Below are 25,366 nucleotides of genomic sequence, written 5' to 3'. Positions count from 1 at the left end.
CTTCCTCCGTCGTTCGTCAATGACCGCGATGCGGTACGTTCAGCGCCCGACGCGCGGAAAGCGCGCCATCGCTTCGAGCGTGTCGAGTTCGATGTGATTGCGCATGTAGCGCTGGCTCGCATCGGTGAACGGTTGCCAGTCCCATGCCTGGATGCGGCCCTGCGTCGTCGCCGCGTAATGGAAGCGGCGCCGCCGCTGGCTCGCGCGCACCTGGGCGTCGAGTTCCGGCAGGTTCCAGCGCCGCGCGGCCTCCGTTCGGAATGCGGCGAGCACGTCGGCCGCTTCGGGCAGGCCGGCCAGGTTCGTGCGCTCGCGCGGATCGTCGGCGAGGTTGTAGAGCTGGTCGGGATCGGCCGGGCAATGCACGTACTTCCAGTCGCCGCGGCGGATCATCACGACCGGCGCGACCGCCCCTTCCGCGAGGTATTCGCCCAGCGCGACGTCGTGCGCGGGCGCGCCCCGCAGATGCGGCACGAGGCTCGCGCCGTCGACCGGGTCGGGCCAGCCGCCGGCCGGCGCCGCGCCGGCCAGGTCGACGAGCGTCGGCAGCAGGTCGACGTGCGACACGGGCCCGCGCACGCGCGCCGCCTCGAAGCGGCCCGGCGCGTGAACGATCAGCGGCACGCGGCAGCCGCCCTCGAAGAACGTCATCTTGTACCAGAGTCCGCGCTCGCCGAGCATGTCGCCGTGGTCGGACGTGACGATCACGATCGTGTCGTCCGCGAACCCGCATTGCTCGAGCGCGGCCAGCACGCTGCCGAATTGCGCGTCGACGTAGGACGTCGCGCCATAGTAGGCGCGGCGCGCGGCGCGGATCTGCGCGTCGGTCGGCGGCGTGCGGTCGTTTTCGCAGACGAAGCGCAGCCGCTGCGAATGCGGATCGCTTTCGGCCGCATCGAGCCGCACGGCCGGCATGTCGATCTCGTCGTCGCTGTACAGATCCCAGTATTCGCGCGTGATCGCGTATGGATCGTGCGGATGCGTCAGCGACACGACCATGCAGAACGGCCGCTCGTCATGCCCGGCCGCACGCTCGCGCGCGACGTCGTACAGCTTCTGCTTCGCCGCGAACGTGACCTCGTCGTCGAAGTCGAGCTGGTTCGTGCGTACGCACGGGCCGGCCTCGAGCACCGAGCTCATGTTGTGATACCAGCTCGGTCGCTCGGTCGGGCGGTCCCAGTCGGGCACCCAGCCGAAGTCGGCGGGATAGATGTCGGTCGTCAGCCGTTCCTCGAAGCCGTGCAGCTGGTCCGGGCCGCAGAAATGCATCTTGCCGGACAGCATCGTGCGGTAGCCGCCTGCGCGCAGGTAATGCGCGAAGGTCAGCGTTTGCGCCGGCAATTCGGCGGCGTTATCGTAGGCGCCGATACCCGACGGCAGCTTGCCGGTCAGCAGCGAGAAACGCGATGGCGCGCACAGCGGGCTCGCGCAATACGCGGCATCGAACACCACGCCTTGCGCGGCGAGCCGGTCGAGCGTCGGCGTGCGTGCGACGCGATTGCCGTAGGCCGGCAACGCGAACGGCGTCAACTGGTCGGCCATCAGGATCAGGATGTTGGGAGTCGGGTTCGTCATCGGCGGTCGTGGGGAAATCGGTGTTCGAACGGAACGGTGCGACGCTTGTGCAGCGGCGCGGCCAGCATGACGGACGCAGCCTGAAGAAAGTGCCGCGCGCACCGGCCGCGACTGGCTAGAATCGCGGAAGAACCGGCACGGTGCCGTGCCGTCCGAAGCACTATCCCCCGCCCGAATTCGCGCGGGAAGGTGTCCGGCCCTTATGGGGCCATTAGAGAGACTTATGTCGAAATCCGAACCGTTACCGTCGATGCAGGCGCTGCGCGCGTTCGAATCGGCCGCCCGTCTCCAGAGCTTCACGGCCGCCGCGCGCGAGCTCGGCTCGACGCAGCCGGCCGTGAGCCAGCAGGTGTTCCAGCTCGAGGCGGAACTCGGCGTGCCGCTGTTCGAGCGCAGTCCGCGCGGCGTCACGCTGACGAGCGACGGCCAGTGCCTGTACGAAGCCGTGCGGGTGAGCCTCGACACGCTGCGCGGCGCCACTGCGACGCTGCGCGCGCGCCGCGAACATGGCGCGCTCACGATCGTCACGGATTTCGGTTTCGCGACCTACTGGCTGATGCCGCGCCTCGCGGGCCTGAAGCGCGTGATGCCGGACGTCGACGTGCGGGTCGTCACGTCACAGGATTACGACGCGCAGCGCGACCACGCCGACATCGCGATCCTGTTCGGCGACGGCCACTGGCCGTCGTGCACCGCCGCGCGGCTCTTTCCGGAATCCGTCACGCCGGTCTGCTCGCCCGCGTTCCGCGCCGCGCATCCGCACGTCGCCCGGCCCGACCATCTGCGTGCGCTGCCGCTGCTGCACGTGCAGCCGACGCGCCCCGAACGCTGGCTGTCGTGGGCCGGATGGTTCGACGCGCATGGCCTCGATGCGCCGGCCGCCGCGCGCGGCGTGACCTTCAACAGCTATGCGCTCGTGATCCATGCTGCCCTGCTCGGCGAGGGCGTCGCCCTCGGCTGGTCGCCGCTCGTCGACGAGCTCGTCGCGTCCGGGCAGCTCGTGAAGCTCGTCGACGCGCCCGTCGTCACGTCGCGCGGCTACTTCCTCGTGCGTCCGCCGCAACGCCCCGAGCCGGACGCGACCCACGTGTTCCGGCGCTGGCTGCTGGATGCGTGCGCGCCTGCGTGAACGGTCGTCCGGCGTCCAGCGGATATTCTCTTGACGCCGGCTGGGTTGGCGATGACCGCCCCGCTTGACGCCCGCCGCCCGCCCCGCACGCAGCCGCGCGCCCGCGCTGGCGCGCCGATACCAGCCACACGGCGGGTTGGTTCTATCCGCGCCAGAAACGTCCTGATTTACTTGAGTCTCCCGCTACCCGCGTAGCCTGGCGCCCCGGCGCGCCGCCGCGCGGGTTCGCGCTCCATGACTCCGAGGAATCTCATGACCGCCGACTCACGCCCCGATCAATTCGTCCTGACGCTGTCGTGCCCGAGCGCGGCCGGCCAGGTCGCCGCCGTCGTCGGCTTTCTCGAGCGCCATCGCTGCTATGTCGATGCGCTGAACGTGTTCGACGACGATCTCAGCAACCGCTTCTTCGTGCGCTGCGTGTTTCATCCGACGGATGAGACGCTGCAGATCGACGCGTTGCGTCAGGAGTTCGGGCCGATCGCGACCGAGCTCGGCGGCGGCGGCGAAGGCGACACGCAATGGGCGATCCACGACGTGAACGCACGCCCGAAAGTGCTGATCATGGTGTCGAAGCTCGAGCACTGCCTCGCCGACCTGCTGTTCCGCTGGCGGATGGGCGAGCTGAAGATGGACATCGTCGGCATCGTGTCGAACCATCCGGATTTCGAACCGCTCGCCGTGCAGCACGGGCTGCCGTTCCGCCACTTCCCGATCACGGCCGACACCAAGGCGCAGCAGGAAGCGCAGTGGCTCGACTTCTTCGAATCGAGCGGCGCCGAACTCGTGATCCTCGCGCGCTACATGCAGGTGCTGTCGCAGGAAACCAGCGCGAAGCTCGCGAACCGCGCGATCAACATCCATCACTCGTTCCTGCCCGGCTTCAAGGGCGCGAAGCCGTATCACCAGGCGCACGCGCGCGGCGTGAAGCTGATCGGCGCGACCGCGCACTTCGTGACCGACGATCTCGACGAAGGTCCGATCATCGAGCAGGTGGTCGAGCGCGTCGATCACGCACTGCGTCCGGAACAACTGCTCGCGGTGGGCCGCGACGTCGAATGCATCACGCTTGCACGCGCGGTGAAGGCGTTCATCGAGCGCCGCGTGTTCCTGAACGGCGACCGGACGGTGGTGTTTCCGTAAGCGCATCCGTTCGGCGAGCCGCCAACAAAAAACCCGACCGGCAGCAGCCGGTCGGGTTTTTTATCGCCTGGCGTTCGATGCTTCGCGCGACGGCCCCGGGTGCGGTGCCCGGGTTCGTCGCGCGAAGTGCGTGCCGCAATCAGGGGCTTACTTCACCCACGCGAAGTAGTACGACAGCCAGATCGTGAGCGCCGCGCCGATCAGCGCCGCATACGGCATCAGGTTCAGCCACATCGCGCGCTTCGGCACCTCGAGCTCCATGTCGCGCTGCATCTGCGCGGGGAAACGGCCGCGATCCTGCCAATAGTGGCGATAGAGAAACACCGGCACGATCAGCAGCATTGCGATCAGCCCGTTGCGCAGCGTGCCTTCGCCCTGCAGGTTCGCGCCCGCGCCGACATAGACGAGGTTCGCGTAGCCGCAGATCGAGCCGGCGACGAGCAGCCAGGTCGGGCAGCGGAATGGCCGATCCCAGTCGCCGCGATCCATCCGGTGGATCCAGCCCGACTGAAGGTTCAGGAATACGAACAGCATGTAGCAGACGTTCGAGATCGACAGCACCGTCATGTAATCCGACATCATCAGCAACACGAGGTTGAAGCCGAGATCGGTCCACATCGCGCGCGTGGGCGAGCCGTGCTCGTTCACGTGCGACAGGTACTTCGGCAGCCAGCCGTCGACCGATGCCTGGTACAACGTGCGCGACGAGCCCATCATCGACGTCATCACGATCAGCAGGATCGATAGCATCAGCATCACGACGACCGCATTCGCGACCCATGCGCCGCCGCCGACGATCTTCGCCATCGCGGCCGCGACGCCGGTGCCGTCGCCGATCGACGGATCGAGCATCGCCTGCGTGCCGAGCGCGCCCTGGAACGCCATCGGCACGAGCGTCATCACGACGAGACACAGCGCGCCCGACCAGAAGATCGCCTTCGCGGTGTCGCGACGCGGATCGCGGAATTCACGCGTATAACAGACGGCCGTCTCGAAGCCGTACGACGCCCAGCCGGCCATGAACATCGCGCCGAGCGCCATCGTGACGCCCTGCCCGTTCCACGAGCCGAACGTCGCGGTCGTGAGGTTGCCTTGAGCGTCATGACCGAGCGGCAGCAGCGGGAGCAGGTTCGACATCGGCACGTCGCCGGTGACGAACGGCACGATGCCGACGATCAGGAGCGGCGTGAGCGACGCGATGCCGAGAATGCGCTGCGTGCGTGCCGCCTTCGACGCGCCGCTGTGCTGCAGTTTGAACGTGATGAGAAGCAGAATCGTCGCGATGATGAATGTCGCGTTGATTCGAAGGGAAAGCCCCGGCTTGATGAAGCCGAGATCCGCAACCTTGAGCTGCCAGTGCAGCACCGCCGCATCGGCGGGAAAGAGACTCGTCAGTGCATAGCTCGCCGCGAGGCCGCAGCCGAGCGCGAGCATCGGCGACCACGCGAGCCAGTTGCACCACACGGAAACCGGGGCAATCAGCTTGCTGTATCGGACCCAGCCGATCGCGCCATACACCGACGCGCCGCCCGATTTATGAGGAAATAGCCCCGATATTTCCGCATAAGTCGCGCTTTGAATCAGCCCCATCGTGATCGCGGCGATCCAGATCGCCCACGCGGGCTGGCCGATCGTCGCGCATACGCCGCCGATCGTGAACAGCACGCCTGCCGGCACACCGCTCGTCACCCAGAATGCGTCTTTCCAAGTCAGGCCACGATGCAGCGTGTGGCCCGTCGAATCATGTGAGATGTCTGCCTCAACATCACTGGTGCGATTAGCACGCAGTCCTGCCTGACTCATCCAATTCCTCCTCTCGATCAGAGTGAGCGCTTCAGCGCTTACTCTCGTCCGATACAAAGCAGATGACTCCGCACGAGGGCGCTAGTGTAACAACTTGCGCGCATTTTTGCAGAATCGGAAAAAGAAAACCGGGATATGGCCGCATGAATTCACGATTATTTCGGATTCCTGCAAGTCATTCCCGGCGTGTTGTTTTATGATTGCGCGCGATGAATCGCCGCGGTGTTACTGCGCGCCTTCAGTCCACGAATTCACGCGGTCCGCATGCGCCGCAATCCATGCATCGGCGGCCGCTTCCGGCTTCGAGCCGTTCTGGATCGCGAGCATCACGCTGTCGATCTCGCCCGGCTTCCACTGGAACTTCTTCAGGAACGCGACGACCGGCTTGGCCTTCGTTTCGAGCTGCGGGTTCACGACGCTGTCGACGTGCTCCGCGCCGCCGAACACCTTCTTCGGATCCTCGAGGAAGCGCAGCTTCCACTTCGCGAACATCCAGTGCGGCGCCCAACCGGTCACGATCACCGGCTTGTTCGCGCCGACGGAGCGCGACAGCTCGGCCGTCATCGCGCTGCCCGAGCTCGGCATCAGCGTGTAGTTGAGGCCGTAGCTCTTGATCGCTTCGTCGGTCTTGCGCATCACGCCCGCGCCCGCGTCGATGCCGACGATCCGGCCGCCGAAGCTGCCTTTCTCGGCATTCAGGTCGTCAATGCTCTTCGCCTTCACGTAGTCGGGAACGATCAGGCCGATCTTCGCGTCGGGGAAGTTCGCGCCGAGATCGACGACCTTCGACTTGTATTCGCCCCAGTAGGAACCGTGCGTGACGGGCAGCCACGCGGACAGCGTCGCGTCGAGGTCGCCGCGCGCCACGCCCTGCCACATGATCCCGGCAGCGACCGGTACGAGCTGGACCTGGTAGCCGAGCTTCTTCTCGATCACGCGGGCCGCGACGTTCGACGTCGCGACGCTGTCGTCCCAGCCTTCGACGTAGCCGATTTTCAGCGTGGGCTTCGTATCGGCGAGCGCCGACGCGCTCAGTGCCACCATCGCCGACAGTGCGCCGGTCCACAACAGTTTGCCGAACAACTTCATGGTCGATCTCCTTGAAATGCGCACCGTGCGCGTTGTCTCTCTAGGTTCTTCAACCACAATTCCGCGGTATCGTTGTTTTCCGACGGATGCTTGTCCGGACGCGACGCGTCGCGGCCGGACGAGCGATGGCTTGTTTTGACTACTTGTCGATCACCAGATCCGACAGCGGCTTGCTGCAGCACAGCAGCACCATCCCCTGATCGATCTCGCGCTGGCGGATGCCGCCGTTGTGCTTCATCTCGACCTGCCCCGACACGAGCTTCACCTTGCAGGTGCCGCACATGCCCTGCGTGCACGACGCCGGCAGCCGCACGCCCGACTGGCGCGCCGCGTCGAGCACGTGCTGCTCCGAGCCGCACGAAATCTCGCGGTTGCTCTTCGCGAAGCTGACCGTGTATTGCTTCGTCGCCGCGTCCGCACCGTCGGCGGCCGGCACGAGTTCGGCGAGCACGTCGTCGCTCGCGGTCTGCGCGAGCGTTTCGAACGAGAAGCTTTCCTCGTGATACTGCTTGCGATCGAAGCCGGCTTCGTCGAGCAGGTCGCGCACGGCCTTCATGTACGGCGCGGGGCCGCACGTGAAGATCTCGCGCTCCATGAAGTCCGGTGCGATCAGCTTCAGCAGCGGCAGCGTCAGGAAGCCCGTGACGCCCGGCCAGTTGGTGCGCGCACCGACGCGCTCGACGACGAACGACGTGCGGAAGTTCGTATGGTTCGATGCGATCAGATCGAGTTCGCGCGCGAAGATGATGTCATCCGGCGTGCGTGCGCTGTGCACGAACAGGATGTCGCGATCCTCCGCGAGATCATGGTGCGCGCGGCTCATCGACATCAGCGGCGTGACGCCCGAGCCGGCCGACAGGAACAGATACTTGCGCGCCGGATGCCGCGCGCACGTGAATTCGCCGGCCGGGCCGAGCACGCGCACCGACGCGCCCGGCTGCAGGTTGTCGTGCAGCCAGTTCGACACCTTGCCGCCCGGCACGCGCTTGACCGTGATCGAGATCGTGTGCGGCCGCGCCGGCGACGACGAGATCGTGTAGCACCGGTTGATCGTCTCGCCGTCGATGTCGAGCTCGAGCGTGATGAACTGCCCGGGCTCGAACGAGAACGCACGGCCCTGCGGCGAACGGAAGAAGAAGCTCTTCACGTCGTGGGTTTCCTGCCGCACGTGGCAGCACACCAGCGTTTCCTCGACGTCGCTCGTCCAGCGCTCGGGGAGCGCGTTCCAGAAGGCCGGGTGCGTAACCCGGCTGTCCGCCGGCTCGAAATTGGCCGCATCTCGCATCATGTGTGACTCCGCTTGCTGTTCCGCTGACTACTACGCGCCGGTTTTTTCGGCGAGCCGGCCGATGTACCAGGCCGAGAATTTTTCGACGAGACCTTCCGTGTACGGCGAATACGGGCCCGGCTCGTACGCGCTGCTGGTCGCGCCGCGCTGCGAGAACTCGACGAGCGCGCGATCCTGGTCGTTGGTCGCGTTCCACACGGCCGTCAGGTTCTTCACGTCGTAGTCGATGCCTTCCTTCGCATCCTTGTGCACGAGCCACTTGGTGCGCACGAGCGTCTTGCCGGCCGACAGCGGAATCACCGAGAACGTCACGATGTGATCGCTCATGAAGTGGTGCCACGAGTTCGGTTGCGTCCAGAACGACAAGCCGCCGAGGTCGGCCTGGTCGAACTTGCCGAGCAGCTTCTTCGATGCGACCTTCGCGTCGAGCGTCTGCGATTCGCCGTGGCGGTCGAGCGGCAGGCGCTGCGTGCGGAAGCCCGTCACGTCGAGCAGTTTTTCGATTTCGGCGGACGGCAGGCCCATTTCGGCCCACTCCTTGCCACGGCGCACGCAGGTTTCCGCGAATGCGTCCATGCCCTCGGCGTTCGCTTCGGAACGCTGATAGCCGAAGCCGTATTCGTACAGCGAGATCGTCAGCTCGGGATGGTTCGCGACGCAGTGATAGCACTCGCGGTTATTCTCCATCGTGAGCTTCCAGTTGCCTTCCTCGATGATGTCGATCTGTGCGGCGATCTTCGTGCTCGGCAGATCGTGCGGCAGCAGATACGGCTCCATCTGGGCGCGCAACTGCGCGAAATCGACCGGCGGCTCCTCGGCGAGGCAGATGAAGATCAGGCCCGCGAGGTTCTGCACGTGCACGGACTTCAGGCTGTGCTTGCAGCGGTCGAACTTCTCGCCCATGTGCTCGGCGAACATCAGCTGACCCGTCAGGTTGTAGGTCCAGCTGTGGTACGGGCACACGATGTTGCCGACCGAGCCCTTGTCCTCGTTGCACAGGCGCGCGCCGCGGTGACGGCACACGTTGTGGAACGCGCGGATTTCCATGTCGTCGTCACGCACGATCAGGATCGAGTCGCTGCCCAGTTCCACGGTCACGTAGTCGCCCGGCTCGGGAATGTCCGGTTCGACCGCGACCTGGATCCAGTGCTGGCGGAAAATCGCCTCCATGTCGAGGGCGAAGATTTCCTCGCTCGTATAGAACGGCGCCTCGAGGCTGTAACCTTCCTTGCGTCGTTCGATCAGTGCGCGAATGTCTGCCGATACTTTCATCGTTTGCTCCGGATTCCTTGCGTCCCAGTGTGGTTGCCGACAGGCATCAAAATCAGTAGTCGATGAGCTGATGCTCGCGCAAATACGCGAGGATCACTTGTGCTTTTTCGACTGAACTCCCTTCATTTACGACGTTGCCGCCGCGGCTTTCGGTCGTCGTCGCCGACAGCATCCGGGCATGCCCGGAGCGCTTCTCGGCGGCGACCAGCTTTACGGGTTTACGCTCGATCGGGCCGACCTTCCACGCGGCGGCATCGGCATCCGCGCCGGTCGACGTCAGCGCCGGGCGGATCGCGCCGGCCCGCAGCCGCGCATACGCGTAGCGCGGCGCCACGTTGGCAAGCGGATGGACCGCGACGACGACGGGCAGCGCCGCGTCGACGCGCCGCCGCAGCCCTTTCGGCAAGAATTGCCGGACCGCCGCGCGGCCGCCGTCGACCGTCACGTCGACGGCCGAGCCGACGAGCGGATAGCCGAGCGTCGCGGCGACGCGATACGGCAGCATCCCGGTGTCGTACGCGCCCTCGGCGCGGGTGCCGGTCAAGACGAGGTCGTAGCCTTCGACGCGCGCGGCGAGCGCATGCGCGGCATCGTCGCCGTCGTGACAGGCCAGCACCTCGACCTGCCGCGCACCGAGCGCGAGGTATTCAGCAAGCGCTTCATTCGCGGGGTCTCCCGCATGGAGCACGTCGAGCTGCGCGCGATGCCGCTCCGCGAGCTGACGGCCGACCTCGAGCGCGGCCGCGTCGTTGCGGCTGTAGCGCGCGGTGCCGCTGACCGGGTGCCGGCCCACGGAGACGAGCACCGCGATGCGTTGCAACTGGCGGGGGGCGTTCATGCTGCGACTCCTTCGGATTCACGGGCGCCGACCGCGGTCGGCGATTGTCCGCGCGACGCGCGTGCGGCCTGCACCTGTTCGATCAGCGCAGCGATCGTCGCCTGCGCGTCGCCCACCACCGTCAGGTTCGCGCGCTTCGCGATCGGCGCGCTGCCGTCGAGGTTGACCGCGATCACGTGACGGCAGTCCTTGATCCCCTGCAAGTGCTGCACCGCGCCCGAGATGCCGAACGCGATGTACACGCTGGCCTCGACCGTCTTGCCGGTCGCGCCCACCTGCTTGTCGCGCGTGAAGTGGCCGTTGTCGACCGCGACGCGGCTCGCGCCGATCGCCGCGCCGAACGCGCCGGCGAGCCGCTCGAACGCGCCGATGTCGGACACGCCGTTGCCGGCCGACACGATGAAGTCGGCTTCCTCCAGCGCGACTTGCGCCGCGTCGATTTCCTCGAGGCCGAGATCGCGGTACGGTTGCTCTGCGTCGCGGGCCGGACGGATGAAGTCGGCGGCCAGGCGCTCGCCGGCACCGACGAACGGCAGTTTCGCTTCGACCGCGTTCTGCGCGAGCAGGATCACGTCGGGCAAGCCGCGCGTCGCGAACGCACGACCGGCCTGCGCATACGCGCCGACATGCTTCGCGTCGATCTCGACCACGTGGGTCGCGACGCTCGCGCCGACGGCCGCCGCGTAACGCCGGCCGAGATCGCCGTCGCCGGTCGCGTTGTCGGGCACGAACACGTGCTTCGGCGCGAGCGCCGCGGCACAGGCCTGCAATGCTTGCAATTCGCTTTCGGGCGCAAAGGCGCGACGGTCGAAGTCGGCCAGCTCGATCAGCTTGTCGACGCCGAGCGCCGCTGCGTCATCCTTTAGTTCACCGAACGCCAGCAGCGCGACTTCCGTCTGCGCATCGGCGAGCACCGCGGCGGCGGCGATCGCCTGCCGTGCATGGTCGTCGAGCGCGCCGCGCTCGGTGTGCGCCACCACCAGCATCACGTGCTTCGGGTCCTGCACCGTGCGGCGCGGCTTCGCGGCCGCGGCGCCGTGACCATGCGCGGACCACTGCGCGGCGCTCGCATCGGCGCTGCCTTCCTGGCCCAGCGTGATGCGCTTCAGGCCCGCGGCCGTGATGATGAACGGCCGGCGCGGATCGATTCGTTTGATCGTGTTCATCGATTCACTCCAGCGAGGCGGCAACGAGTTCGGCCACGTCGAGCACGTCGGGGCGCGGGCCCACGACGCCTTCGAGCATCGCCGTGCAGTTCGGGCATCCGACCGCGACCACGTCCGCGCCGATGGCGCGCGCGTCGGCGATGCGGATGTCGGGAATACGCTGCTTGCCCGGGATGTCGGTCAGCGGCGCGCCGCCGCCACCGCCGCAGCAGCGGCCGCGCATGCCGTTGCGCTCCATCTCGACGACCTGGATGCCGATGGTCTTCAGCAGCTTGCGCGGCGATTCCGTCTCGCCGTTGTAGCGGCCGAGGTAGCACGGGTCGTGATACGTGGTGCGCTTCTCGCGCAGCGCGTCGACGGCCTTCGGCGCGATCTTGCCGCTGTCGGCCAGCTCGGCGAGGTAGGTCGTGTGATGCTTGACCGTCACGCGCAGCCCGAGCGCGCGGTATTCGTTGCGCAGGCTGTGCATCACGTGCGGGTCGGCCGTCACGATCTGCTTGTACGACAGCGAGCCGAGCGTGCCGATCAGGCGCTTCGCCATCTGCTGGAACGTCGCTTCGTCGCCGAGGCGGCGTGCGACGTCGCCGGTGTCGGTCTCGGTCCCGCCGAGCACGGCGTAGTCGACGCCCGCCTTGTTCAGCACCTTCACGAATGCGCGCAGCGTGCGCTGGTAACGCATGTCGAACGCGCCTTCACCCGCGACGAACAGCACGTCGACCGGCTTGCCGGGTTGTGCGACGGGTGCGTTCAGGTCGACCGACCAGTCGTAACGCGCAGCCGTGTCGTAGCCGCCCATCGTGCCGGTCTCGCGCAGGTTCGCGAGCACTTCCTGGCCCTTGCCCGGCACCGTGCCGTGCACCAGCGTGCGGTTGCGGCGCATGTCGACGATCGCGTCGACGTGCTCGATCAGCATCGGGCACTCCTGCACGCAGGCACGGCAGGTCGTGCACGACCAGAGCGTCTGCTCCTCGATCAGGCCGGACACGATCGGGCCGTTCGGCTCGCCGCGATGCTGGCCGACCGCGAGGCCCGGCGTCGGGCTGCCGGCGTACGCGGCATCGGTGCCGCCCGCCATGCCGACGACGAGATCCTGGATCAGTTTCTTCGGGTTCAGCGGCTGGCCCGACGCGAACGCGGGGCACGCGGCTTCGCACTTGCCGCACTGCACGCACGCATCGAAGCTCAGCAGCTGGTTCCAGCGGAATTCGACCGGCTTCGCGACGCCATACTCCTCGTGCTCGATGTCCGGCAGCTTCAGCGCGGTCGGCGGCGTGGCCGTGCCGTTGCCCGTGAACGAATCGCGGGTGGCGGCGAAACGCTCCTGGCGCGGGTGGAACGCAAGGTGCAGCAGGCCGGCGATCGCATGCTTCATCGGGCCGCCCTTCGCGGCGCCGACGGTCATCGTGAATGCGCCGGCGCCGATCAGCAGCGCGCAAAGCACCGCGAACGCACCCGACATCGCGCCGGTCGGCACGACCATGAACAGCACGAGGCCGAGCGCGAACGAGCCGAGCAGCCAGGGCAGCGCGTTCCACGGGCCGCGCGACAGGCGGGCGGGCACGTCCTTGGCCGCGCGGCGGCGCCAGACGAACACCACGCCGACGAGCATCGCGAGCGCCGCGAGGAAGATCAGCTTGTCGAGCCACGGCGAGTAGATCGCCAGGCCGTAGTTGACGAACACCAGCGCGAGCGCGGCGATCGCGCCGCCGGCGGTCGCGACGTGGGTCTTCGCGATGTACGGATCGCGGGCAACCACGTGGTGCAGGTCGACGAAGTAACGCTTCGGAATCGCGAACAGGTTCGCGACGCCGAACGAGCCGGGCGCCGTCGCGCGCCCGAGACGCCAGTAGGACGAGCGCTTCGCGACCGCGAACGCGAGCCCCGCCACCGACAGCCACAGCAGTGCGGTAATGAGGAAAGCCGGATTCATCTTTAGAAATCCTTGACGAGACGCAGCGAGTCGTAGATCGCACCGTGGACGTTGTGCATCGAGATGCAGTCGCCGACACGGAACAACAGGAAGCGGCCGTTGCCCAGTTCTTCCGACAGGCACGGCTGCGGCTCGGCCGCGAACAGCGTGTGCGGATCGATCTGGCCGCGGTTCACGGACTCCGGCTTGAGCTTCCAGTACAGCTCGTCATTCGGCGACGAACCGTTCTCGATCACCACCTGGTCGACCGCGCGCTCTTCCAGTTCCTCGGTGTATTCGTTGCGCAGCACGGCGATCATCTTGCCGTCTTCCTCGTACACGCGATCGAGCATGGTGTTCGGCGTCGGGATCACGCCGAGCGCATACAGGCGGCGATAGAAGATCGGGAACGTCGTGCCGCCGCAATCGTCGGCCACCTTCACGTCGGGCGTCACGACCTCGACCTTCGAGCCGCGGCTCGCCATGAAGTCGGCCACGCCGGCGCCCGCATGGGTGCTCACGCCGTCGAACAGCAGCACGTTCTGCTTCGGCTCGACCTTGCCGGTCAGGATGTCCCACGAGCTGACGGCCAGCCCTTCGGCCACGCCCCAGGCCGGCACCTGCCACGTGAAGCTCGAACCGCCGGTCGCGAGCACGACGATGTCCGGCTTCTCGGCCATGATCATCTTCTCGTCGGCGGCGACGCCCAGGCGGCGGTCGACGCCCAGCCGCTTCGTTTCCATGTCGAACCAGCGGATGATCCCCGACATCTGTTCGCGCTGCGGCGCCTTCGCGGCGATCATCACCTGGCCGCCCACTTCGGTGTTCTTCTCGAACAGCACCACGTCGTGGCCGCGCAGCTTCGCGACGCGTGCGGCCTCGAGCCCTGCCGGGCCCGCGCCGACCACCACCACCTTGCGCTTCGGACCGCGCGACTTCTCGATGATGTGCGGCATCGTCGCTTCGCGCGACGTCGCGGCGTTCTGGATGCAGAGCACGTCAAGGCCGTTGTACTGGCGGTCGATGCAGTAGTTCGCGCCGACGCACTGCTTGATTTCGTCTTCCCGGCCGTCGCGGATCTTGATCACCATGTGCGGATCGGCGATCTGCGCGCGCGTCATGCCGACCAGGTCGATCATGCCGTTCGCGAGCAGGCGCTCGGCCTGGCCCGCATCGCGAATGCTCTGCGCGTGCATCACGGGAATCTTCACCACCGACTTGATGCCGGCCGCGAGGTGCACGAACGGCTCCGGCGGCAGCGCCATCGGCGGCATGCAGTTCGCGATCGTGTTGTGCGTGTCGCCGCCCGAGCCGACCACGCTCAGGTAGTCGATCAGGCCCGTCTCCGACATCGCCTGCGCGATTTCCTTCAGCGCCTCGTGATCGAGACCATCCTCGTGGAATTCGTCGCCGCACATCCGCAGACCGACGCAGAAGTCCTTGCCGACCGCTTCGCGCACGGCCGTCAGCACCTCGATGCCGAAGCGCAGACGATTCTCGAGGCTGCCGCCCCATTCGTCGGTGCGATGGTTCGAACGCTTGCTCCAGAACTGGTCGATCAGGTGCTGGTGGGCGGCGGAGATTTCGATGCCGTCCATGCCGGCTGCCTTCACGCGCTTCGCGGCCGCCGCGAAGTCGCCGATGATGCGGCGGATTTCCTCGATCTCGATGATCTTCGCGTTACCGCGGTGCACCGGCTCGCGCACGCCCGACGGCGACATCAGATGCGGCCAGTGCTCGCCGTGGAACGACGAGCGGCGGCCCATGTGCGTCGCCTGGATCATGATCTTCGCGCCGTGCTTGTGCATCGTGTCGGCGAGGCGCGTGAGCGGGTCGATGATCTTGTCGTTCGACAGGTTCACCGACTTCCACCAGCCTTGCGGGCTGTCGATCGACACGGGGCTCGAGCCGCCGCAGATCGCGAGGCCGACGCCACCCTTCGCCTTCTCTTCGTAATAGCGGATGTAGCGGTCGCCCGGCAGGCCGCCCGGCTCGGCATACACCTCCGCGTGCGCGGTGCTGACGATCCGGTTGCGCAGCGTCAGCTGGTTCAGCTGCATGGGTTTGAACAGGTGGGGATAACGCATCGCAGGCGACCTCTGGCGTTCGAATGTCTCGTGTTGCGGGTGTTGTTGTGTTGCTGTGTCGTGATGTCAGCGCATCAGTGCGCGATCGGCGACACTTCGAAGACGCAGTGGTCGTGGTGCTCGGCCGCACACTGCACTTCCTTCGACTGCGCGCGCGACGCGCCCTTGCCTTCCGGCGTCGTGTCGTTGACCCAGTCCATCGCGCCGGCGAACCAGCCCGCGAACATGTAGCAGAGCTTGCCTTCCTTGCCCGGCTGCTGGAGCACGAACGACGAGTGGCGCAGCTCGATCTTCGCGCGCGCGCTGGCCGGATCGGCCTCGATGATCGAGAACAGGCCCCAGCCGCGTTGCGACAGGCGCTTCAGGTAGTGCTCGAACACGGCCATGCCGGTCAGCCCGTGCAGCTTCGCTTCCTTGTCGCACCAGTGGTATGCGGACTTGTAGCCGGCCTTGTAGAGGATCTCGGCATACGCCTCGACGCCGAGCGCTTCCTCGACGGCAACGTGGTTGTTCGTGAAGAAGTGGCGCGGCACGTACAGCATCGGCAGCGCGTCGGTGGTCCAGACGCCGGTATCGGGATCGACGTTGATCGGCAGTTGCGGTTGCATCGTGGTGACTCCGTGAGGAAAAAAAGCCGCGCGGCTCGGGTCCAGGCGCGACATCGTCCGCGTGCCAGCGCGGCAAGCGCCGGCACGTCCCGATTGTTCTTGTGTTGAATCGCGGGCGGCGGTTCGGCGGACGCTTACGCGCCCCACACGTCCTTGAACACGCGCACCCAGTTCTCGCCCATGATCTTGCGGATGCGCGACTCCTTCCAGCCGTGGCGTTCCATCGCCGCGGTCAGGTTCGGGAATTCGCCGATCGTGCGGATGCCGTCCGGGTTGATCACCTTGCCGAAGTTCGTCAGCTGGCGATAGCGGCCCTTGTCATGCGTCAGCATGTCGAAGAATTCCTTCGCGAAATCCTGCGTGAAGTCCGTGCCGATGCCGACCGCGTCTTCGCCGATCAGGTTCACGACGTAGTCGATCGCCTCGATGTAGTCGTCGATGTTCGCCTCGATACCGCGCTTCAGGAACGGCGCGAACATCGTCACGCCGACGAAGCCGCCGGCGTCGGCGATTTCCTTCAGCTGCGCGTCGCTCTTGTTGCGCGGATGTTCCTTCAGGCCCGACGGCAGGCAGTGCGAGTAGCACACCGGCTTCTTCGAGAACGCGATCGCTTCCGACGACGTATTGCCGCCCACATGCGACAGGTCGACCATGATGCCGACGCGGTTCATCTCGGTGATCACTTCGCGGCCGAAGTCCGACAGGCCGCCGTCGCGCTCGTAGCAGCCCGTGCCGACCAGGTTCTGCGTGTTGTAGCAAAGCTGCACGACGCGCACGCCCATGTCGGCGAACGCCTCGATGTAGCCGAGGTTGTCCTCGAACGCGTGTGCGTTCTGGAAGCCGAGGATGATGCCGGTCTTGCCTTCCTTCTTCGCGCGGAAGATGTCGTCGGTCGTGCGCACGAGCGTCAGCAGCTCGCCGTTCTCGCGGATCTTCTGCTTCATCACGCCGATGTTGTCGACGGTCTTGGTGAAGTTCTCCCACACCGACACCGTGCAGTTCGCGGCCGTGATGCCGCCCTTTCGCATGTCCTCGAACACCGGCTTCTCGAACTTCGAGATGTTCAGTCCGTCGATGATGATGCTGTCCTGATGCAGCGTGCTCATATCTGTCTCTCGCTCCAGTGTTGTCGGTGTCGATCAGTAAATCGGGAAGCGCTCGCACAACGCGAAGATCTCGCGGCGCACACGCTGCTCGGTTGCGCGGTCGCCTTCCGGGTTCGCGCGCAGCGCGTCGAACACTTCGAGAATCAGGCGGCCGATCTCGCGGAACTCCGCGACGCCGAAGCCGCGCGTCGTGCCGGCCGGCGTGCCGAGGCGGATGCCCGACGTGACGGTCGGCTTCTCGGTATCGAACGGAATGCCGTTCTTGTTGCAGGTGATGCCCGCACGTTCCAGCGCCTGCTCGACCGGCGCGCCCTTCAGGCCCTTCGGACGCAGGTCGACCAGCAGCAGGTGGTTGTCGGTGCCGCCGGTGACGAGGTCCACGCCGCCCGCCTTCAGCACTTCGCCGAGCGCCTGCGCGTTCGCGAGCACGTTGTCGATGTAGGTCTTGAAGTCCGCGTGCAGCACTTCGCCGAACGCGACGGCCTTGCCGGCGATCACGTGCATCAGCGGGCCGCCTTGCAGGCCGGGGAACACGGCCGAGTTGATCTTCTTCGCGATCTCTTCGTCGTTGGTCAGCACGAAGCCGCCGCGCGGGCCGCGCAGCGTCTTGTGCGTGGTCGACGTGACGACGTGCGCGTGCTCGACCGGGTTCGCATGGCGGCCGGCGGCGATCACGCCCGCGATGTGCGCCATGTCGACCATCAGCTTCGCGCCGACGCTGTCGGCGATCGCACGGAAGCGCGCGAAGTCCAGCGCGCGCGGGTACGCCGAGAAGCCGGCGATGATCAGGCTCGGCTTGTGCTCGTGTGCAAGCGCTTCGACCTGGTCGTAGTCGATCCGCATCGTGTCGCGGTTCACGCCGTATTGCACGGCGTTGAACCACTTGCCCGACAGCGCCGGCTTCGCGCCGTGCGTCAGGTGGCCGCCGGCGTCCAGCGACATGCCGAGCACGGTGTCGCCCGGCTTCGCCAGCGCGAGCATCACCGAGCCGTTCGCCTGCGCGCCCGAGTGCGGCTGCACGTTCGCGTAGCCGGCGTTGAAGATCTGCTTCACGCGCTCGATCGCCAGCGCCTCCACCTCGTCCGCGAATTCGCAGCCGCCGTAGTAACGCTTGCCCGGGTAGCCTTCCGCATACTTGTTGGTCAGCACCGAACCCTGCGCCTCCAGCACCGCGCGCGACACGATGTTTTCCGACGCGATCAGCTCGACTTGCGACTGCTGGCGCTCGAGCTCCTTCAGGATGGCGCTGCGCACCGGCGCGTCGCGCTCGGCAAGGGGCTGCGAGAAGAAAGGCTGGGTGTTCGACATAGTGCGTCCGTGACGAAGAATAAAGGGCGTGTAACCGAAGCTCGAGGCCCGCCATACCTGGGTTTCCAGCGCATCCAGTGCAAGGCTGCCGACGGCTCTATTCTTGTCGTTCGGATTTTCGGCGGATTGATGAATTTAGACGCGTTCTTTGCCTTTTCCGCCATGCGCGTCCGTTTTGTACAAGTGACCGGTCGTGCTTTTTCAGATGACCCGGCAAACCGCCGCGTGTGGTTCATCCATGGACAGGCACTTCGCCGGTGCCTGCGCTGCGCGCCGAGGTGCAGCGCAGCCCGCTTACGGTGCAGTGCAGCATCCGCCTTGGGCCCATACAACGTATGGAGCTAGGGTTTAGCCGTATGGCACGCTTGTTGCGCTCGCTCACACAATACGGCAGCCCGATCCGTGCCCCTCGGGCCAAAAGCTATTAGAGATTCAAGGAACGCTCCCCATGTCCCCCGACCGCACAGCGTCGCTGTCCCACTTCGCGTTCATGCCCTTACCGGACTTCACGATGATCGCGTTCACCAATGCGATCGAGGTGCTTCGGATGGCGAACTACCTGAGCGGCCAGCCGCTCTATCGCTGGTCGATCATCAGCCCGGACGGCGGCCCGGTCACGGCGAGCAACGGCCTCACGGTCGACACGGGACCGGCCGAATGCGTGGGGCAGCCGGATATCGTATTCGTGTGCGGCGGTGTCGACGTGCAACGCGCGACCACGCCCGCCCATCTGTCGACGCTGCGCCGCTTCGCGCGCATGGGGCTGCCGCTCGGCAGCCTGTGCACGGGCACCTATGCGCTCGCGAAGTCGGGGCTGCTCGCGGGCTATGCGTGCGCGATCCACTGGGAAAACATGTCGGCGCTGAAGGAAGAGTTTCCGGACACGCGCTTCCTGAAGGAACTGTTCGTGATCGACCGCGACCGCATCACGTGCACGGGCGGCGTCGCGCCGCTCGACATGATGCTGAACCTGATCGCCGCGCGCGTGGGCACCGCGCGCGTCACGCAGATCGCCGAGCAGTTCATCGTCGAACACGTGCGCGACACGAGCGCGCAACAGCGGATGCCGCTCGTCGCGCGGCTCGGCTCGGCGAACAAGTCGCTGTTCGAGGTGATCTCGCTGATGGAGAACAACATCGAGGAGCCGCTGTCGCGCGAGGAACTCGCACGACTCGCGAACATGTCGCAGCGCCAGCTGCAGCGTCTATTCCGCGAGCATCTCGGGATGACGCCCACGCACTATTACCTGACGCTGCGGCTGCGCCGCGCGCGCGAGTTGCTGCTGCAGACCGACATGTCGATCATGCACATCACGATGGCGTGCGGCTTCCAGTCGGCCTGCCACTTCAGCAAGAGCTATCGCGATGCGTTCGGCGTCGCGCCGACGCGCGAGCGCCGCAAGCAGGTCGCACCGCTCGCGCAGGGCGCGGCGGCTACCGCACCGGCGTTTCCGGCTCATCTGATTCATGCGTGACGCGGGCGCGGCGCGATAAAAAAGGCGGCCTCGAAGGCCGCCTTTTTGCTGGTGCTTACGATCCCCACACCTGCATTTCGTCGAGCGAGTAACCCCACTGCGTCGCCCGCTTCGTGCCGAGCATCCGCACGTAGCGGCCCTGCGCGTTCAGGTTCGGCAGCGTGACGTGACCGTACGACACGCCGTTGTTCGTCGAGTAGACCGTCGTCCAGTTCGCGTTGTCGGTCGACGTCTGGATCTGGTAGACGAGCGCGCCCGCGTCCCAGTAGAGATCGACGCTGCTGATCTTCTTCACCGCGCCGAGATCGACGGAGATCCATTGCGGATCGACACCCGCGCCTTCCGGCGAATCCCAGCGCGTGCTCGTTGTGTTGCCGTCGAACGCCTTGTCCGCCGTCAGCGATGCGTTGTAGCTCGCCGACGCGGCAGCCGGACGACCTTGCGACAGCAGCGTCGGCTGCGCGACGGCCGGGCCGCCGTAGTAGCTCGAGCCGAGCTTCGCCTTGGTCGTGTCCGCGTTCACGCCGAATTGCGACAGGCTCCAGCGCTGGCCGGTCGTCACGTCGCCCACGTAGAGTTGGTACCCACCCGCCGTCGTCGACGAGAAAAACACGTAGTTCGTGCCGCTCACCGGCGCCGGGTCGGAGTTGTTGCTCATGCAGTCGTTGAGCGCCAACTGGTTCGGCGTCGACGCCGGGTCCGCGGTCTTTACGTAGATCTGGTCGGCGCCGCCCGTGTCCTTCCAGCGCGCGTAGAACACCATGCCGTCCGCACGCACGATCGGGTAATACGTCTGCAGCCCGGCCGGCTGATCGAACACGGCGGTCGCGCCGGTCGCGATCGTGCGCTTCATCAGCCCCATGTTCGAGCCGGTGCCCGTCGCGTAGTAGACGGCGCTTGCGTCCGGCGCGAGGAACGGCATCGAATATTCGGCGCCGGACGGTGCATTGGTCAGGCTCACGACCGACGTGAACACCGGGCCCGCGCTCGTGTACGACAGCGTGCCCTGCTTCACGTCGCCGTTCTGCTTGAACACGAGCGTCTTGCCGTCGGCGCTGAACTTCGGATCCTCGTTGCGTGTCGCGCCCGTGCTGTGCGTCAGGTTGACCGGCGGCGTGCCGGCGCCGAGCTGCAACATGAACACGTTCCAGGCGCCATTGCTGATGCCCATGAATGCAAGCCACTTTCCGTCGGGGCTGAACACGCCGTTCATCGGATCGGTGATGCCCCAGCTGCTCTTGCTCAACTGCGTGAGCGTGCGGGCCGAAAAGTCGTACAGGAACAGCTGGCTCGTACCGTCGCCGTACTTCACGTAGCTGTGATAGACGAGCTTGCCGGTCAGTGCGGCGGGAAACGTCGCATTGGATTGAGTCGGGGGATAGTTGATGCAGGCCGCTTCGGCGGCGCCGCCAAACAGGTTGAGTGCGACGCCGGCCACGAGGCCCGCGACGAGGAACTTCGATTTCACGCTGGTTGCTTCCGGGTAAGGTAAGGGCGGTGCGGACCCGGTCCCGCACACGGTGCGCGGGCGTGACGGATCCGCCGTCGGGGAGCGTGAACACCGTATCGATCACGCGTCGGGAATAAGGCTTGCGAAGAATGCCGGTTCGCTGGTCTGAAGAAAAGGATCAGAGTCGGTCGAAAACGTGCGTATCAGCAAGTTACGGATGAACTCGCGGATGAACGATTGGGGGCGGGATTGAACGCGGCGGACGCCGTGCTACTCTTTTTTCAGCGACGGCCGTGATCGGCCGGAGGCCAGGCATGAAGCGATATGCGGTGCTCGCGCAGACGATTGCCGATTCGATCCGGCGCGGCGATTTGCCGGCAGGTGCACGCATCCCGACCGTGCGCTCGGCGTGCCGCGCCTATCGTGTCAGTCCTTCCACCGTGTTTCGCGCGTACTACGCGCTCGAAAGCGAGGGCCTGATCGTCGCGCGCGCGCGTTCCGGCTATTTCGTTGCGAACCTCGATGACAGGCGCGTGCGCGCGGGTCACGACACACCGCGCAAACCGGCTGCGACGCAGACCGGCGACGACGATGCGCTGTTCCAGCTGATCGACTCCCTCAAGCGAGACGACATCGTGCCGCTGGGTTCCGCATTCGCCAGCTATTCGCTGTTTCCGATGAGCAGCCTGTGGCGATACGCGGCGACGGCCGCCCGCAACATGGATCGCGCGAAACTGCTGGCCGGCCTGCCGCCCGGCAACGAAGCGCTGCGCCGCCAGATCGCGTTGCGGTACCTGAACGCCGGCGCGTCGTTGCCGATGGAAGAAATCGTCATCACCACCGGCGCGGCGGAAGCGCTGACGCTGAGCCTGCAGGCGCTCACGCGCCCCGGCGACATCGTCGCGATCGAACGCCCTGCCTTCCCCGCTGTGCTGCAGGCCGTTCAGTTGCTGCATCTGAAGGCCATCGAGATTCCGGTCGACCCGCGCGCCGGCCTCGATCTCGACTCACTCGCCGAAGCGCTCGACACGCATCCGGTGCGCGCGTGCTGGTTCATGACTTCGTTCCACAACCCGACCGGCGCGACGCTGCCCGACGAGCGCAAGCGCGCGCTGATCGAACTGCTCGCATCGCACCAGGTGCCGCTGATCGAGGACGACGTGTTCGGAGAACTACATTTCGGCCCGACCCCCACGCGTCCCGCGAAGCTGTACGACGACAACGGGCTCGTGCTGCATTGCGGTTCGTTCTCGAAGTGCCTCGCCCCCGGGTTCCGGGTCGGCTGGGTCGCGGCCGGACGTTACGTGAAGCAGATCAGGCAGGTGAAGAACGCGAGCGCGCCCGCGGCCGACGTGCCTGCGCAGATGGCCGTGTCCAGTTACCTGCGCAACGGCGCGTACGACCGCTTCCTGCGCAGGCTCCGGCGCAACCTGGCCGCGCACCAGGCGCAGATGCTCGCGGCCGTTCGCGCGTATTTCCCGGCCGACACGGAGGTGTATGCCCCGCGCGGCGGATATTTCCTGTGGATCGAATTGCCGCCGCACGTGGATGCGATGCAGTTGTTCGGCGACGCGATGGAGAACGGGGTCAGCCTTGCGCCCGGGCCGATCTTTTCGATGACGGGCGCCTTTCACCGCTACGTCCGGCTGAACTATGGCCGACCGTGGACCCCTGCCGTCGAAGACGCGATGCAGACGATCGGAACGCTCGCGGGGCGGCAACAGCAGACGAGGTAGCAACGATCATGCAAGTCCTGCCCAACCGTAAAGTCCGCACGCGCGACACGCTGCGCGGCGCACTGAACCTGCGTGCCGAGCCGCGCGCCGCCGTCAGCCAGCGCTGCCGGCAGTGCGGCTTCATGGCGTTCCGCGCCAGCGAGCAGTGCCCCGTCTGCGGACTGGGAGACTGGCCGTTCGCGCCGCTGCAACAATCGAGCGACGATGCGCCCGCCGCGCAGGCCACGCCCCCGCACGAGGTGCAGCCCGTCCCGACGTGGTCGTCGCGCGTCGCGGCCGCGGTGCGCGGCGCGGCGGTCCAGCGGCCGAGCGCGTCGAGCGCGCCGCTGCTGAGCATCCTGACCCTCGTGATGCTGGTCGGCGGCTATGTGACGTACGACCGGACGTGCCGGGCGGATCCCGTCTGTCGCGGACCGGGCGCATCGCGCCCGGTGACGGCCTACGCCAGTCTGCATGCGGCCGATGCGCCGACGTTGCCGGTCGGGCCCGCGCCCGCACCCGCGCCGGTCCAGGCATTTCACCCGGCCGAACCCGCGGCGGTCGACACCGCTCGGCTCGCCGACGCCAACGTCGACACCGACGCCGATCGATCGAGCAAGGCAGCCCAACCCGGCAACGCGGGCACGCCCCGACACGCGGCAGGACGCCCGACGACGACGCTCGCGCGGCACGCGCCGTCGGTTCACGGACCGAACGGCGCGCGCGGCGGCGGCGTTCGCGTCGCCGACTGGAAAGGCGGCGCCGCCGCGACGCGACGCGGGCACGCGATACGCCACGTGGGCGTGCATACGCGTCATGGTCGACGAACCACGGCGAGCGGAGCCGAATTGGCGATGGTCTATCGCGGGCATTGAGCGCGCGGCGCATCGCGGCCGCAGCCACGCCCACAGCGAAAAACGGGCGGCACCGTCTCCGGTACCGCCCGCTTCATGCGCATCGTTCGTGCGTCAGGCCGCCAGCAAGCCGTGCGGATCGATCACGAATTTGCGCGGCGCGCCGCCGTCGAACTTCTTGTAGCCTTCCGGCGCCTGATCGAGCGAAATCACCTCGACGTTGACGATCTTCGCGATCGGCAGACGGTCGAACAGGATTGCCTGCATCAGGTTGCGGTTGTACTTGAGCACCGGCGTCTGGCCCGTGAAGAACGAGTGCGACTTCGCCCAGCCGAGGCCGAAGCGGATGCTCAGGCTGCCGTGCTGCGCGGCCTTGTCCTTCGCACCCGGATCGTCCGTCACGTACAGGCCCGGGATGCCGATCGCGCCGGCCGGCCGCGTGATTTCCATCAGCGAGTTCAGCACCGTCGCGGGCGCTTCCTCGGAATGGCCCGACGAACCGTGGCCGTGCGCCTCGAAGCCGACGCAGTCGACCGCGCAATCGATCTCCGGCACGCCGAGGATCTGCTCGATCTGCTCGCCGAGCGACGCGTCCTTCGACAGGTCGACCGTCTCGAAGCCCATCGCGCGCGCGTGCGCGAGGCGTTCCGCGTTCATGTCGCCGACGATCGTCACCGCCGCGCCGAGCAGGCGCGCCGACGCGGCCGCCGCCATGCCGACCGGGCCCGCGCCCGCGATGTAGACCGTCGAGCCCGGCTTCACGCCCGCGCTCACCGCGCCGTGATAACCGGTCGGCAGAATGTCGGACAGGCAGGTCAGGTCGCGAATCTTCGCCATCGCCTGGTCGCGGTCCGGGAATTTCAGCAGGTTGAAGTCCGCGTACGGCACGAGCACGTACTCGGCCTGGCCGCCGATCCAGCCGCCCATGTCGACGTAGCCGTAAGCACCGCCGGCACGCGACGGGTTCACGTTCAGGCACACGCCGGTATGCGTGTCCTTGCACATCGCGCAGCGGCCGCATGCGACGTTGAACGGCACCGACACGAGATCGCCGATCTTCAGCGTCTCGACGTCGCGGCCCACCTCGACCACTTCGCCCGTGATCTCGTGACCGAGCACGAGGCCGATCGGCGCGGTCGTGCGGCCGCGCACCATGTGCTGGTCGGAACCGCAGATGTTCGTGCTCACCACTTTCAGGATCACGCCGTGGCCGATCGCGCGGCCGGTCGGATCGACCATCTTCGGATAATCGATCTTCTGAACTTCGACCTTGCCCGGCCCAAGATAGACGACACCTCGATTGCTGCTCATCGTATTGTCTCCATGTCTCGTTGGATGGCGCTGCTGTGCGCCGGCAGATGCGGTGCTACGCAACGTGCTGTTCGAGAGTAGTCCCGGAGGTGGGGGCCCCGATGTCTCAAACGCGACATGCGTTTGAACGGTGCCGACATCGATGGCGGAAATGCGAAAGTCGGGTCAGGGGGAACGGCCGGAGGGCGGGATCGTGGAAGGCACGGAACGCGGGAGCGCGCGCCCAGGCCGGCCGGCGTGATCG

Annotated in this window: 19 protein-coding genes; 5 read left to right on the top strand and 14 right to left on the bottom strand. The window is 66.6% G+C overall.

Annotated elements, in window-relative coordinates:
• Positions 1-39: 39 nt before the first annotated feature.
• A complete protein-coding gene (gene betC, locus WS49_RS24640; RefSeq protein ID WP_059534201.1) occupies positions 40-1,575 on the bottom strand; it encodes a choline-sulfatase in 1,536 nt (511 codons plus the stop codon).
• Positions 1,576-1,777: 202 nt separating this feature from the next.
• On the opposite strand from betC, the gene WS49_RS24635 reads away from it, so the two are divergent.
• Together WS49_RS24635 and purU are read left to right on the top strand one after the other, a co-directional pair.
• Positions 1,778-2,704, top strand: a complete 927-nt coding sequence (locus tag WS49_RS24635) for a choline sulfate utilization transcriptional regulator (RefSeq protein ID WP_063888615.1) — start codon at positions 1,778-1,780, stop codon at positions 2,702-2,704.
• A gap of 252 nt (positions 2,705-2,956) precedes the next feature.
• Positions 2,957-3,844, top strand: a complete 888-nt coding sequence (purU, locus tag WS49_RS24630) for a formyltetrahydrofolate deformylase (RefSeq protein WP_059534197.1) — start codon at positions 2,957-2,959, stop codon at positions 3,842-3,844.
• A gap of 147 nt (positions 3,845-3,991) precedes the next feature.
• On the opposite strand, the gene WS49_RS24625 is transcribed toward purU, so the two are convergent.
• The 11 genes from WS49_RS24625 to WS49_RS24575 form a co-directional block, all read right to left on the bottom strand.
• On the bottom strand, positions 3,992-5,647 hold the full coding sequence (locus WS49_RS24625) for an APC family permease (RefSeq protein WP_059534195.1): 1,656 nt from the start codon (positions 5,645-5,647) through the stop codon (positions 3,992-3,994).
• 225 nt (positions 5,648-5,872) lie between these two features.
• Positions 5,873-6,736, bottom strand: a complete 864-nt coding sequence (locus WS49_RS24620; RefSeq protein WP_059534194.1) for a glycine betaine ABC transporter substrate-binding protein — start codon at positions 6,734-6,736, stop codon at positions 5,873-5,875.
• A 139-nt stretch (positions 6,737-6,875) separates the two neighbouring features.
• On the bottom strand, positions 6,876-8,024 hold the full coding sequence (locus WS49_RS24615) for a hybrid-cluster NAD(P)-dependent oxidoreductase (protein ID WP_059534192.1): 1,149 nt from the start codon (positions 8,022-8,024) through the stop codon (positions 6,876-6,878).
• 30 nt (positions 8,025-8,054) lie between these two features.
• Positions 8,055-9,296 (bottom strand): aromatic ring-hydroxylating oxygenase subunit alpha, encoded by a 1,242-nt coding sequence (locus tag WS49_RS24610; protein ID WP_059534190.1) that lies wholly within the window; start codon positions 9,294-9,296, stop codon positions 8,055-8,057.
• Between the two features lie 52 nt (positions 9,297-9,348).
• Positions 9,349-10,134, bottom strand: a complete 786-nt coding sequence (locus tag WS49_RS24605; protein ID WP_059534188.1) for an electron transfer flavoprotein subunit beta/FixA family protein — start codon at positions 10,132-10,134, stop codon at positions 9,349-9,351.
• Positions 10,131-11,300, bottom strand: a complete 1,170-nt coding sequence (locus tag WS49_RS24600) for an electron transfer flavoprotein subunit alpha/FixB family protein (RefSeq protein WP_059534186.1) — start codon at positions 11,298-11,300, stop codon at positions 10,131-10,133. Before WS49_RS24600 ends, WS49_RS24605 begins: the two co-directional genes overlap by 4 nt.
• 4 nt (positions 11,301-11,304) lie before the next feature.
• On the bottom strand, positions 11,305-13,230 hold the full coding sequence (locus tag WS49_RS24595; protein WP_059534184.1) for a (Fe-S)-binding protein: 1,926 nt from the start codon (positions 13,228-13,230) through the stop codon (positions 11,305-11,307).
• A 2-nt stretch (positions 13,231-13,232) separates the two neighbouring features.
• On the bottom strand, positions 13,233-15,296 hold the full coding sequence (locus WS49_RS24590) for an NADH:flavin oxidoreductase (protein ID WP_059534183.1): 2,064 nt from the start codon (positions 15,294-15,296) through the stop codon (positions 13,233-13,235).
• A 74-nt stretch (positions 15,297-15,370) separates the two neighbouring features.
• A complete protein-coding gene (locus WS49_RS24585; RefSeq protein WP_059534181.1) occupies positions 15,371-15,904 on the bottom strand; it encodes a DUF5943 domain-containing protein in 534 nt (177 codons plus the stop codon).
• A 134-nt stretch (positions 15,905-16,038) separates the two neighbouring features.
• The gene (locus WS49_RS24580; RefSeq protein ID WP_044844362.1) at positions 16,039-17,010 is read right to left on the bottom strand and encodes a dipeptidase; all 972 of its coding nucleotides are present in this window, start codon (positions 17,008-17,010) and stop codon (positions 16,039-16,041) included.
• Positions 17,011-17,043: 33 nt separating this feature from the next.
• Positions 17,044-18,318: a serine hydroxymethyltransferase gene (locus WS49_RS24575; protein WP_059534179.1), complete on the bottom strand. Its 1,275-nt coding sequence runs from the start codon at positions 18,316-18,318 to the stop codon at positions 17,044-17,046.
• Between the two features lie 448 nt (positions 18,319-18,766).
• Here WS49_RS24575 and WS49_RS24570 point away from each other — a divergent pair, with 448 nt between their 5' ends.
• The gene (locus tag WS49_RS24570) at positions 18,767-19,792 is read left to right on the top strand and encodes a GlxA family transcriptional regulator (protein WP_059534177.1); all 1,026 of its coding nucleotides are present in this window, start codon (positions 18,767-18,769) and stop codon (positions 19,790-19,792) included.
• A 55-nt stretch (positions 19,793-19,847) separates the two neighbouring features.
• Here the strand turns inward: WS49_RS24570 and WS49_RS24565 are convergent, their stop codons facing one another.
• Entirely contained in the window at positions 19,848-21,260 is a 1,413-nt protein-coding gene (locus WS49_RS24565) for a discoidin domain-containing protein (RefSeq protein WP_059534175.1), read from the bottom strand.
• 296 nt (positions 21,261-21,556) lie between these two features.
• On the opposite strand from WS49_RS24565, the gene WS49_RS24560 reads away from it, so the two are divergent.
• On the top strand, positions 21,557-22,978 hold the full coding sequence (locus WS49_RS24560) for an aminotransferase-like domain-containing protein (RefSeq protein ID WP_059534173.1): 1,422 nt from the start codon (positions 21,557-21,559) through the stop codon (positions 22,976-22,978).
• Positions 22,979-22,986: 8 nt separating this feature from the next.
• Positions 22,987-23,832 (top strand): hypothetical protein, encoded by an 846-nt coding sequence (locus tag WS49_RS24555; protein WP_059534171.1) that lies wholly within the window; start codon positions 22,987-22,989, stop codon positions 23,830-23,832.
• A 93-nt stretch (positions 23,833-23,925) separates the two neighbouring features.
• Here WS49_RS24555 and fdhA read toward each other — a convergent pair whose 3' ends face one another.
• Entirely contained in the window at positions 23,926-25,122 is a 1,197-nt protein-coding gene (gene fdhA, locus WS49_RS24550) for a formaldehyde dehydrogenase, glutathione-independent (protein WP_044844368.1), read from the bottom strand.
• Positions 25,123-25,366: the final 244 nt, after the last annotated feature.

The sequence above is a fragment of the Burkholderia sp. RF7-non_BP4 genome, from assembly GCF_001521935.1.
In the GTDB taxonomy this organism is placed as follows: domain Bacteria; phylum Pseudomonadota; class Gammaproteobacteria; order Burkholderiales; family Burkholderiaceae; genus Burkholderia; species Burkholderia diffusa.
The sequence above is the reverse complement of the archived record's forward strand: the minus strand, read 5'-3'. Positions and strand labels throughout refer to the sequence as shown.